The 12,566-nt window shown below is 64.8% G+C and carries 8 protein-coding genes and 1 pseudogene; 4 read left to right on the forward strand and 5 right to left on the reverse strand.

The window, feature by feature from the left end; translation table 11 throughout:
- Positions 1 to 4 precede the first annotated feature (4 nt).
- Entirely contained in the window at positions 5 to 1,183 is a 1,179-nt protein-coding gene (locus ABE472_RS13380) for an isochorismate synthase (RefSeq protein WP_313211943.1), read from the reverse strand.
- Positions 1,180 to 2,379 (reverse strand): MFS transporter, encoded by a 1,200-nt coding sequence (locus tag ABE472_RS13385; RefSeq protein ID WP_313211944.1) that lies wholly within the window; start codon positions 2,377 to 2,379, stop codon positions 1,180 to 1,182. The genes ABE472_RS13380 and ABE472_RS13385 overlap by 4 nt, the downstream gene beginning before the upstream one ends.
- Positions 2,380 to 2,928: 549 nt before the next feature.
- Here ABE472_RS13385 and ABE472_RS13390 point away from each other — a divergent pair.
- The 4 genes and pseudogenes from ABE472_RS13390 to ABE472_RS13405 form a co-directional block, all read left to right on the forward strand.
- Positions 2,929 to 5,232 (forward strand): annotated as a pseudogene (locus ABE472_RS13390) (ribonucleoside-diphosphate reductase subunit alpha); the annotation flags it as partial.
- Between the two features lie 81 nt (positions 5,233 to 5,313).
- On the forward strand, positions 5,314 to 6,354 hold the full coding sequence (locus ABE472_RS13395) for a ribonucleotide-diphosphate reductase subunit beta (protein ID WP_346466422.1): 1,041 nt from the start codon (positions 5,314 to 5,316) through the stop codon (positions 6,352 to 6,354).
- 12 nt (positions 6,355 to 6,366) lie between these two features.
- Entirely contained in the window at positions 6,367 to 6,831 is a 465-nt protein-coding gene (locus ABE472_RS13400) for a flavodoxin (RefSeq protein ID WP_346466423.1), read from the forward strand.
- Positions 6,825 to 7,151 carry a thioredoxin family protein gene (locus ABE472_RS13405; RefSeq protein WP_346466424.1) on the forward strand — a complete coding sequence of 109 codons (327 nt, stop codon included), beginning with the start codon at positions 6,825 to 6,827 and terminating at the stop codon, positions 7,149 to 7,151. The genes ABE472_RS13400 and ABE472_RS13405 overlap by 7 nt, the downstream gene beginning before the upstream one ends.
- A gap of 49 nt (positions 7,152 to 7,200) precedes the next feature.
- Here ABE472_RS13405 and ABE472_RS13410 read toward each other — a convergent pair whose 3' ends face one another.
- The 3 genes from ABE472_RS13410 to ABE472_RS13420 all read right to left on the reverse strand — a co-directional run bounded on the left by ABE472_RS13410 (position 7,201) and on the right by ABE472_RS13420 (position 12,566).
- Positions 7,201 to 10,194: a TonB-dependent receptor gene (locus ABE472_RS13410; protein ID WP_346466425.1), complete on the reverse strand. Its 2,994-nt coding sequence runs from the start codon at positions 10,192 to 10,194 to the stop codon at positions 7,201 to 7,203.
- 336 nt (positions 10,195 to 10,530) lie between these two features.
- A complete protein-coding gene (locus ABE472_RS13415) occupies positions 10,531 to 10,842 on the reverse strand; it encodes a DUF3817 domain-containing protein (RefSeq protein WP_346466433.1) in 312 nt (103 codons plus the stop codon).
- 113 nt (positions 10,843 to 10,955) lie between these two features.
- The gene (locus ABE472_RS13420; protein ID WP_313211950.1) at positions 10,956 to 12,566 is read right to left on the reverse strand and encodes a ShlB/FhaC/HecB family hemolysin secretion/activation protein; all 1,611 of its coding nucleotides are present in this window, start codon (positions 12,564 to 12,566) and stop codon (positions 10,956 to 10,958) included.

Here is a 12,566-nt window from a genome sequence, read left to right on the forward strand (position 1 = left end):
CACATCAGAAAGGACGAACGTCATGGACGCCGAGCGCGGTCAGCAGGGCCATGAACTTGGCAGCCGTTTCGGCCACCTCGAGATCGGGTTGGGACTCGGCGACGATGCCGGCACCGGCATACAGGCGCACCTGCGTGCCCTGCACGCGTGCGCAGCGGATCGCCACGTACCAGTCACCATCGCCCTGCGCCTCGGTCCAGCCGACGGCGCCGGCGTAGAAGCCCCGTGCGACCGGTTCGGCCTGACGGATCAGCGCCAGTGCCTGCGGACGCGGCGTGCCGCAGACCGCCGGGGTGGGATGCAGCAGCGCGACCAGGGCGGCCGAGGACACCGAGGCATCCTTCAGCGTGCCGTGGATGCGGGTCCCGAGATGCCACATGGTGGCGGTGGCGTGCAGTGTCGGGCGCGGCTGTGCCTCGACGTGATGGCACAGCGGGGCCAACGCGGCCACGATGGCCTCGACCACATGGCGGTGCTCGTCATGGTCCTTGGCCGACGCCAGCAGCGTCTGCGCGGCGCGTGCATCCTCGGCGGGATCGGCCGAACGACGCGCTGAGCCGGCCAGTGGATGCGAGAGCACACGATCACCGCGCTTGGAGACCAGCAGCTCCGGGGTGGCGCCGACCAGCCAGGCCGGATCGGCGGCGCCCGCTGCGGGTACCGGCACCACGTAAGTCGCCACGCTGGGGTCTTTCCCCAGGCGCGCGGCCAGCACGCGCGGATGCAGCGGCTGCGCGGTGGTGACCCGCAGGCTGCGTGCAAGCACGACTTTTTCCAACGGGCTGTCGGTGCGCTGCAGTTCCGTGACTGCGGTCGCCACCGCCTCTGCATAGGCCTCCGCGGATGGCTCGGCGAGCACATCGCCGACCAGCGTCGGTGTTTCCACGTGGATCACCGTGGGGTGGCCAGTCACTTGATCCGGCTGATAGAGCGCATCGCCCTGCTCGGGATCAAACGGCACCGCCCCCACCAACAGGCGCGGGCCGGAGCGCGGCGCGGCGAAGAACGCGGCGACGCGCTCGGCCAAGGTGGCGGTGGCACCGGACGGCAGCCGCGCACGCACACCGTGCGCTTCCATCGCCTGCTGCGGGCTGCGCAGCAGGAAGTACGGGGCGTCGGCCGCATCAACGGTGGCGGTCTCGGCCAGCGCATCGACCACGCCGCTGGCGAGCATCTCGTTCATGCCGCACCCCGCGCGCGATGCAGCGCGGCAGAGAGCGCCAGGATCAGCAGCACCGCGCCCACCAGCAGGTACGGTGCGCTCGGCGACCACCGATACAGCAGCGTACCGATCATCGGCCCGACCACCATGCCCATGCCCTGCACCGAGGCGACCGTACCTGCGGCAGCGCCCTGCTCGTGCGCCTCCACCGAATCGGCCGCCAGCGCCTGGAAATTGGGGAACACGAAACCCATGCCGAACGCGGCGATCGCATAACCGGCCAGCAGCTGCCACGGCACGCTGACCAGCGCGACCGACGCAAAGCCCAGCCCGGAGATCAGCGCGCCGACCAGGATCCAGCGCGTCGGGCGGATGTCCTTGAGCTTCATCACCAGGCCCTGCGCGAAGATCAGGCCGACGCCGACGGCGGTCAGGGCCAGCCCGGCCATGCGTGCGCCGTCTGCCGGGGAGAGCTGCAGGCGGTCAATCGCGAAGAAGCCGACCGTCACCTGCGCGATGGTCACCGAGATCATCGCGGCGAAGACCGCCAGCAACGGCAGGCGCAGGCGCGCATCGCCCAGGCCCAGCGTCGGTTTGGGGCCGGTGTGCGTCGGCGCGACGGGCGGCGTGTTCGGTAGTCGCCACCAGATCATCAACAGCGACAGCAGCGGCAGCAACGCGGCGACATACAGCGTGAGCGAGAGATTCTGGTAGGCGATCCAACCGGCAGCGGCCGGACCCAGCACCATGCCCAGCGCATTGGCCGTGCCAAGCTTGGCCATCACGCTGCCGCGCTGCCCCGGGGCGGCCTGGTCGGCGATGATGGCCGCAGCGGTTGGCGGGACGGCGGCGTAGAACAGCCCGACCAGGGCACGCGTGCCGACCAGTGCCAGCACGGATATCCAGACCGCCGGCGGCGAGGTCAGCGCCACATCCACGAACACCGCCAGCGCTACATAGATTACGGCATAGGCCGCCAGTGCGATCAGCAGCACGCGCTTGCGCCCGACGCGATCGCTGAGTGCACCCCAGCGACGTGCCGACAGCATCCACAACACACCCGCCGCGGTGACCGAGAGGCCAGCGTGCCACTCGGCCAGGCCCAACACCCGCACCACCGGGCCGATCACGGACACGAACGCCATCATCGCCATGGTGCCGAGCAGCGCGGCGGAAACGAGGGCGGGCAAACCGGAAACGACAGGACGTGAAGACATTGAACACCACAGCCAATAAGAAGTTGAACCACGCGGTGCGCTGACGCGCGCGCGGTTCCGCCATCCGGTTGCGAACGCATCACCGCCCTGTGATCTATCAAATGATAACGGCTCGCATTTGCGTTTGATAGTGCAATCTGTATGGGATGTTCATGTGTACAGGAGAGCCCCCCTGCGACAAAAAAGCACTACATATCCGGTTGACGATCCACCTTAACCCCACTATGTTGTGCTCATCGGCTCCCCGCTTCCGCCAGGCCCGGTGCATCGTCGCAACGCCGCGTTGCTGTTTGACGCCCCGTTGCGCCCACCTGACCGGCGCCTGGAAGCATGGCCCGTCGCCACCGATGTGAGCCTGCGGCGACGTATTCCTGCACACGCAGGGCCTGCCCACCAATCACGCCTTCTGTCCGGCTGCCGCACGGCGCTGCCGCGCTGCCTGCCGGGCTCTGCGCCATGCATGGAGAACGCATGAACACCGACGACACCGTCGCTTCGACCCTCACCCCGCCCACGGACACCCCCGTTGATGCGGCCCCCGGCAGTGACACGCTGTGGATCACCAAGGAGGGCGGCAATCGACGCATGCCGTTCGACCAGGCGCGGCTGCAGCGCACGGTGCACAGCGTGCATGCCGAGTTCCCCCAGCTGGACGTGGCCGATTACCTGCGCAGCGTGCTGGGGCAGATCGCGCGGCGGCAGCAGCTCAGCGCCGATGAGATGGTGGACCTGCTGATCCGCGAGGCCGAATCGCGCATCGACCTGACCGCGCCGGACTGGGAGCACTTCGCCGCCCGCCTTTACCTGCGGCGGCTGTACAAGCGCGCCAGCAAGAACCGGTTCTACGATGCCACGCTGAAGTACGGCTCGTATGTGGGGCTGCAGGAGAGCCTGGCCGACCGCAACGTCTACTCGATCGACATCCTCAAGGCGTATTCCAAGGACGAACTGGACGAGGCCGGGCAGATGATCGAGCCCGAGCGCGACACCTTGTTCGCCTACAACGGCCTGTACCTTCTGGCCACCCGCTACCTCGCCACCGATCACTCGCGCGCCGTCTACGAGTTGCCGCAGGAGCGCTGGCTGACCATTGCGCTGTACCTGATGCAGCACGAACACGAGCACGGCGACCGCTCGCGGCGGCGGCGCATGCTGCTGGTGCGTGAGGCCTACTGGGCGCTGTCCAACCTGTACATGACCGTGGCGACGCCTACGCTTGCCAATGCCGGCAAGGTGGGCGGCCAGCTGTCGTCGTGCTTCATCGACACGGTGGACGACAGCCTGCAGGGCATCTACGACTCCAACACCGATGTCGCGCGCGTCTCCAAGCACGGCGGCGGCGTGGGCGCCTATCTGGGCTATGTGCGCTCGGCCGGTTCCTCGATCCGCGGGGTGGCCAATTCCTCAGGCGGCGTGGTGCCGTGGATCAAGCAGCTCAACAACACCGCGGTGAGCGTGGACCAGCTCGGCCAGCGCAAGGGCGCGATCGCGGTGTACCTGGATGTCTGGCATCGCGATATCGAGGCCTTCCTCGATCTACGCCTGAACAACGGCGACCAGCGCCTGCGCGCGCACGATGTGTTCACCTCGGTGTGCCTGCCCGACCTGTTCATGGAAGCGGTGGAGCGCCGTGGCGACTGGTATCTGTTCGACCCGTACGAGGTGAAGCGGATCAAGGGCTGGTACCTGCAGGACTTCCATGATGAGCAGCGCGGCCAGGGCAGCTTCCGCGAGAAGTACGAGGAGGTCGTGGCCGACGAACGGATCAGCCGGCGCACCATCAAGGCCATCGACCTGTTCAAGCGGATCATGGTGAGCCAGCTGGAGACCGGCAATCCCTTCATGTTCTACCGGGATGAAGTGAACCGGAAGAACCCGAACAAGCATGCCGGCAGCATCTACTCCAGCAACCTGTGCACGGAGATCCTGCAGAACATGAGCCCCACCCGCATGATCCAGGAGATGATCAGCGGCGACCAGATCGTGACGACAAAACAAGCCGGCGATTTCGTGGTGTGCAACCTGTCCTCGATCAACCTGGGCCGCGCGGTGACGGCCGCACCGGACCTGCTCACCAGTGACGTGCTGGAGCGCCTGGTGCCGATCCAGGTGCGGATGCTGGACAACGTGATCGACCTCAACCAGCTGCCGGTGCCGCAGGCCACCATCACCAACCGCAAGTACCGCGCGATCGGCCTGGGCACCTTCGGCTGGCATCACCTGCTGGCCCTGCAGCAGATCGAGTGGAACGGAGTCCAGGCCGAGGAGTACGCCGATACCCTCTACGAGCGCATCAACTACCTGACCATCCAGGCCAGTATGACGCTGGCCAAGGAAAAGGGGCGCTACAGCGCCTTCGTCGGCAGCGACTGGCAGAACGGCGAGTACTTCCGCGCCCGTGGTTATGACAGCCCGGCCTGGCGTGAACTGGCGGCGCAGGTGGGCGTCAACGGGCTGCGCAACGGCTGGCTGATGGCGGTGGCACCGAACATGAGCACCGCCCAGATCGCCGGCTCCACGGCCTCGATCGATCCGGTGTACGGCGCCTTCTACTACGAGGAGAAGAAGGACTTCCGCCGCCCCGTCGCTGCGCCGGGCCTGTCGCTGGAGACCTATCCGTACTACGAGAAAGGCGCCTACCGGGTCGACCAGTTCGCCAGCATCCGCCAGAACGCCCGCCGCCAGCGCCACGTGGACCAGTCGATCAGCTTCAACCTGTACGTGCCCAGCACCATCCGCGCCAGCACCCTGCTCGCGCTGCACATGAGTGCCTGGCGCGAGGGACTGAAGACGACCTACTACGTGCGCTCCAACGATATCGACATAAGCGAGTGCGAATGGTGCAGCAGCTGACGCACGTCAGCCCCTTGACCTGTAGTGCCGGCCGTTGGCCGGCAACTCGCACTGCCCGAAGAGAAACAAGGACACACCCCGATGGCCATCCCCCTCGAACGCATCAAGATCCTCGAACCGCGCCACCCCAACCGCTCCACCGGCATCATCAATGGCCGCACCAGCGGCATCCTCAACTGGAACGACATCCCCTACCCGTCCTTCTACCGGGCGTACAAGGAGCTCTCGACCAACTTCTGGATTCCCGACGAAGTCGACATGAAGGGCGACGCGCGCCAGTACGGCGAGCTCAATGCGCGCGAGAAGAACGCGTACGACTCGATCATTGGCCTGCTCGCCACGCTGGACTCGCCGCAGACCCGCTTCATCTACAACGTCGCCGAGTACATCACCGACCCGGCCGCGCACGCCAATGCGGCGATCATCGGCCAGCAGGAAGTGATCCACAACGAAAGCTACAGCTACGTGCTCGCCTCCATCGCCGGGCTGGCCGACCAGAACCGGGTGTTCGAGATCGCCCGCACGCACCCGACCATCCTGGCCCGCAACGCGCCGATCATGCAGTCCTACCATGACTTCATGCGCGAGAAGACCGCCGAGACGCTGATCCGTGCGCTGATCCAGTCCTCGATCCTGGAAGGCATCAACTTCTACTCCGGCTTCGCGTTCTTCTACAACCTGGTCCGCCAGAACCGCATGACCGGCACCGGCAAGATCATCAGCTTCATCAACCGCGACGAGCTGGCCCACACCAAGTTCATCAGTGAGCTGATCCGGGCCATCATCGGCGAGAACCCGGCGCTGCAGGGCGAGCAGCTGACCGCCTACGTGCACGAGGCCTTCGAGCACGCCATCGAGCTGGAAACGCGCTGGACCGGCGAAGTGCTGGACGGCATCGACGGCATCGATGTGGACGAGATGATCCGCTACGTGAAGTACCGCGCCAACAAGATGGCCGGCATGCTCGGCATCGAGAAGCTGTACAGCGAGACCAACGTCAACGTGATGCCGTGGATCAAGGCCTACGCCGACAACTTCACCGAAACCAAGACCGACTTCTTCGAAATGCGCAACGCCAGCTACAAGAAGACCAACTCGGACAACGGCTTCGACGACCTGTAAGGAGGCATGGCGATGCACATCCTGCTGGCCTTTGCCTCGCTGAGCGGCAACACCCGTGAGGTGGCTGCGCTGATCCGGGCGCGCTGCGAGGCACTGGGGCACCGTGTGGACTGGGTCGACGTGGATGCCGTTGACGTGGCCGTGGCGCTGGCGGGAGAGCCGCCCGCCCTGTGTCTGGTCGGTTCCTGGACGGACAACGCCGGGCGTACCCCGGCGGAAATGAAGGACTGCGTGGCCGCGCTGCGTGATCGCTTCGGCCTGCCACTGCCGTTCCCGGTGGCGGTATTCGGTACCGGCGAGACCCAATGGGGCGAGGAGTACTACTGCGGCGCCGCCCACCGGCTGGCGCGGTTCTTCGGCTCCCCGTACCCGGTGCTGGAGATCGAGCAGATGCCGCACGGCGCCGAAGACACCCACACCATCCACCACTGGGCCGACAGCGTGTTGGCCCGTACCGAGAGCCCTACGACATGCTGACCCTGCACGCCCAGACCGCCGAGGACTACCACGCCGCCGTGCGCGAACACCCCGCCCTGCTGGTGGATTTCCACAAGGACGACTGCCCAGGGTGCCGGATGCTGGAGATGTCGTTGGCCAGTGTCGCTGGCGCCATCGCGGATGCAGGGATGACGCTGTTGAAGGTCAAGCTGGAAACAGTCGGCGAGGGATTGTTCCGCGAACTGGGCTTGCGGCAGACGCCGACGCTGCTGGTGGTGCGCGACGGTCACGAAACGGCGCGGCTGGCGGGGTTCCAGTCGCCGAAGCAGATTCTGGCAGTGTTGGGCGCTGCGTTATAACCCAGTCCCGGCTCGACCCAGCGCGGAGGCAGGGTCGAGCGGAGCGGGATTACCAGTCGTACTGCACCTGCAGCCGCGCATAGCGGGGATTGGTGTAGTACTTGGCTTTCTCGTGGTTGAAGAAGTCGGTGATGGTACCGGTCGAGTCGACGCTGTACTTGGTCTCGTACACCTGCAACGGCTTGATCGAATTGAAGAGGTTGAGGACAGAGAACTGAACGCTCAGCCCCTTCACGGCAGCGGGCCGGTAGATCACGGTGGGATCCAGACTGGCAACCCACGGGGTACGGCCGCTGCTGCCCAGGCCGACCACATCCTCCATATCGGCATTACAGGTATGGAAGACGCCGGCGTAGCCGTACTCGGTACCGAACGTGCCGTAGCCGCCGCCCAGGCAGGTGATGGGCGTGCCAGACTGGATCAGAAGATTGGCGCCCACCTGCCACTGGTCCGTCAGGTCGTACGACCCATACAGCTTGAAGCTGTGGCGGCGATCGTTGAAGAGATAGCCATCCGCACCGTACATCAGTTCCTTGAAGTCGAAGTCCGAGGTGGTGCCGGTATCGTCCTGGCCGTTGGTGCTCTTCACCAGCCCCTCGTAGTTCCCGTGCAGCTTGGCCCAGGTATAGTTCAGGCTTGCATACCAACGCTCACCCTGACGATCAGCAGAGAGTGACAGGGCACGATAGCTGCGCGTGGCCTTCGGGCCGAGTTCGTCGCCCGGCACCGTGATCTCATCCGGCTTGCCATCGCCATCCACATCGATGCTCAGCCTCAGGTCCTCACCCGGGTTGTATATCCAGCACCCCGGGATGCCGGACGGCACCTCCCAGGGACTGTCCCAGTTGGACAGGTCATAGCCCGCCTTCTTTGCCGCGTTGTACAGCGAGCGGGCATCGCAGGTGTCATCGATGACGTTGTTGATGCGGCGATAGGTCACTTTCGCACCCAGCGTCCAGCCGTCAACCCAGGCATTCGAGGACTGAAGACGGTGTTCATACCCCAGGATCGCTTCGTCCTGGGTGTAGGGCTTCAGGCCTTTGGATGCCACGGCCTTGGGATCGGGTGCTGACCCATCCGCACCGTTGTAAACGCTGTCCGCACTTCCGCCGCGGTAGGAGCCGGTGATGTTCGGCTTGCCGGTAACCGGATCATAGCCGTCGTAGGTGAAGTACTCATTGGTGTAATACGACGCCGACGCCGCGCGCAGCGACACATTGGCGGCAATCGGAAGTGAGTAGCGGCCAAGCGAGCCGAACAGCTTGCTGCTTCCATCGCCCATCACATCCCAGGCAAAGCCACCGCGCGGCTGCCAGATGTTGTCCTGCTTGACGAACGACACCCCATCGCTGTTCCGGTTGTCAAAGGAATCATTGCGCAGGCCGGCATACAGCATGAAGGCATCGTTGACCTGCCAATGATCTTCGAGATACCAGGAGCGTTGCTTGATCCCGATGGTGCCGCCGGTGCGGAAGTTGATCCTGCGCGCATAGTTCTCGTGGAGACGCCAGTAGGCGCCGCTCGAGTACGCGGTGCCCTGACGCGATGTCCATTCGTCATTGCTGTAGCCAAAGCCAAGCTGATGCGCGGCCAGCTGCCAGGTGAAATCGACCATCGCACTGGTGCGTTCGTTGCTGCCATCCTTGACATCGATCTGGCTGGTGACGGCGCACCCTACCCGCTTGCCGAGAACGGCATCGAAAACGTAAGGACAGTCGCCGTCAGGGCTCAGAATGTTGCCGTCGTAATCCGAGCGCTTCCCATCCGGGCTGATCGTGTAATCCGAGTTCTTGTTGCGCATCTGGCCGTAGCGGACGCTGGCCGTCAGCGCATCACTGAGGTAGCTCGTCCATTGCAGGACATGCGTGGCGCCGTCGCGCTCACGATACAGGCGGCCGAGATAGTCTTTCTTGCTTGCCTCGGCATCAGGCCTGTCGCTGTCGTAGGCGGCCGTGTAGTTGTCGTAGTGATAGCGGCGGCGATTGCCGAAACCCGTGTACTCGAGGTGATTGTTGTCGTTGAGGTACCAATCCAGTTTGACCAGCCAGTAAGGATCCTTGGAGGCATACTGCTCCGCCGTTGTCGAGAGTGACGTCGGTGGCTTTGGGTTGGCGGGATCCTGAGGTGAGCGGGAGGCGTCCGCAGTTCGACCGTAATAGGTTTCTCGCTCAGCGCGACTCATGCTGCCCAGCGCGAACATGAACAGTTTGTCCTTGATCAGCGGGCCACCGATCCAGGCCGAGGCAACATCACTACTGCTGCTGTTGTTGTCGTACGAGCGGAGCAAGGTGCCATCAGTACGAAGCGTGTCTGGTTCGGTACTCCGCCACGCGTTCGGGGCCGTGGTCCAGCTGAAACCGCCTTTCCATTCGTTGGTGCCGCGTTTCACGTTGACGCTTGTTACGCCACCCGTGGAGAAGCCGTAACGTGCTCCGTAGCCACCGGTCTGGACGTCCAGCTGATCGATCGCCTGGAACGGGACCTCGGAAAAGCTGAGGCTGTCGAATAGATTGGTGACGTTGAAACCGTTGACGTAGTAGCTGTTCTCGGCGGCCGACGCGCCACCGAAGGATGCCGGTCCGAAATACCCGCTGCTGGCGACAGTACCGGGGGTCAGAAGGGAGACACTGGTGATGTCCCGCCCCACCGGCAAGGCGTTCAACTGTTCCGCGGTGAAGGTGGTGCGCGACTCGACGCTGCCCAGGTCGATGGTGGCACCCAGTTGGGCGCGGACATTGACCGTATCCAATGTTGCTGCGCGGCTCATGTCGGCACTCGTGGTCTGGCCGGCAATGACCGTGACTACGATGGTGCGCGTGTCGCCGTTGGCGCCGGACGCCTCCACTTCATAGCGGCCTGCGCCCAGTGCACCGACACGAAACCGACCGTCCGCGCTGATCGTACTCTCACGCGTAATGCCTGAGTCCAGATTTCGGACACGCACCTCGCCACCGGTGAACTCAGGGGCCAGACCGTTGATATCGCCTACCGTGCTCTGTGCGAATGCCTGCCCACTGAGTAGCGAAGATGCGAGCACCAGCATGCGCAGGCCTTTCCTGCGAACAACACGATCAGGGGCAGTGGACGTACGTTGCATTGAGTCGCCTCCATAGATATCCAGCAGAAGCTGGTTAAGGGGGCATGAACGTAGTCCTGTCTGACTCCTCTGCGTGCTTTGGTTCGATTGATAGGTGCGATGCTGTGATGGCGGTCTGGAATTCGTCAGGCTGTTGATCGACACACGTGACGCATCACCCATTGCGAGTGGGACGTGGGTCAGACGTGTCGATTGCAGGTGCTGCGTCGCCGCACGCCCATCGCGGATGTCTGGCGCACTCGCCGAGCCACAACCGCGACGCAATTGGCTAGCGGACGTGCGTCACCGCACCGGCCTGGACAACAACCCACGACGCTTGAACCACCACTCCAACGGCAGCGTCACCAGCGGTGGCACCGCCGCGGCCAGCGCCAGCAGCGCGGCCCACCACGGCCAACGCAGCCGGATCGCGGCGAGCACCGACACAACCACGTAGACCATGAAGGCCACACCGTGCACCGGGCCGAAGATCTTGACCCCGACCGGGGTCGGATCGGCCGCCTGGTACTTGAAGTACATGCCGATCAACAGGCCGGCCCACGTCAGGGCTTCGACGAAGGCGACCGTGGCGAACACGCGGCCCATGGGGCTGATTGGCAAGGCACGCTTCAAGATGGGCTCGGGGTCGTAACGGAAAGGACCCGCATCATAGCCAGCGAACGGTTTTGATGCGAATCATTCTCAGCATGCAGCGCCGGCCCTGCCGTTCACCAGCGTGCACTGATCCGGAAGTCGGCGCGCAGGCTGTCATCGTCCTGCAGCACTTTGTCCAATGGGTGGCCAAGGTCAAGGCTGTAGCTGTAGCGCTTGGCGAGCTGTCCATTCAGGCCGACGCCGACGCTGCTGATGCTGGCCGAGGTGGGATAGTCGCCGCGCACCTCGCCATGATCGAAGAACACATAGACATCATGCGCCTGCCGGTACGGCCGGTGCAGTTCGACGCTACCGAAATAGCCTTTCACCCCGGAGAGGGTGCCGCGAACATAGCCACGCACGCTGCCGATGCCGCCCACCTGGAACAGGTTGCTTGAGGGCAGGAAATCGCCGTTGGTGAACTGCCATCCCAACTGTGCCCGGTACAGCAGGCCGCTGCTGCCGATGCGCTGTGTCCAGCTGGTGGATCCGTTGGCGGTCGTGAAGGCACGCCCCTCGGCCAGCGTCTCATCGGTACGGATGCGCGACACGCCCTGATAGAACGTCCAGTCGTAGCCGTCATTGCGGTAGCCGGTGCTGACACCCAGCGTCACCGTGGTCGAATCGACCTCCGACACCCGCACATCACCGATATCGGACACGGCGTTGCTGCGCGAGACGTTGGCGATGGTGGACAGCAGCCAGTTCGGCGTGGCCACCCATGGCTGGGTGAAGTCCAGACCATAGCTGGTCGACTCGCCAGTGATGTCCAGGGCCCGGTATGCGCCGTCGATGATGTTGATCTGGCTGCGCGACACGCTGGCGCCGACACGGCCGTTGCGCGTGTTGACGATGCCGGAGTAGCCGATGCGCCCTTCCAGGCCACCGCGCGACCACGCCACCGAGCCGGCCAGCAGGTCACTGATACCCGCCAGGCCCCAGAACTGGCCATGCGCACCGTAGCGCTCGCGGCCCGTGGTCTCTACGCCGGAATTATCGACGAACACGCCCCAGTTGCTTCGGTCCGGCACCTCCGCCAGCAGCACGATATCGGTCTGGCCGGCGGCCTGGCCGGGCCGCATCAGTGCGCGCACCTGCAGATCGGTGGTGCGGTTGAGGTAGATCAGTTCATCGCGCAGGCGATCGCTGCGCACCACTTCGCCTACCGGCTGCCGCACCCGCCGTTCCACAAAGCGCACCGGCACCTTGCCCTCCCCGGTCACCTCCAGCGTACCCAGCGTGCCTTCCAGCAGGGTGACGTCAACGCGCCCTTCGTTGATCGACTGCTCGCGCAGAAGCGCGCGTGCCGTACTGATCCCGGCGGCCTCGTAAGCCGCATTGACGTCGGCCACCAGTGTTTCCAGCTCGGCCAGGTGGACCTCGCGCCCCTGGTAGCGGGCGGCGATCGCATCGAGCGTGGCCTTCGGCAGCAGCGCCGATGGACTGAAACGCACCTCGCGGAGCACGAAGCTGCCGCGGACGTCGGCCAGCCCGCTTTGCCCCGCCGGCGGAGTCGCCGGCTGCACCGGGTCCACCACCGGGCGCTCCGGCTGCAACGGCTGGCGCTGCTCGTAGTAGCCGTCAATGCGCTGTGCGGTGTCCTTCCCCGCGGTGCCACTACTGTTCTGTGCATGTGCAAGCCAGGGCAGCAGCGCGCTGCCGATCAGGAACATCCCTCGGTACAT

This window comes from Stenotrophomonas sp. TWI809 (assembly GCF_039673205.1).
Classification (GTDB): domain Bacteria; phylum Pseudomonadota; class Gammaproteobacteria; order Xanthomonadales; family Xanthomonadaceae; genus Stenotrophomonas.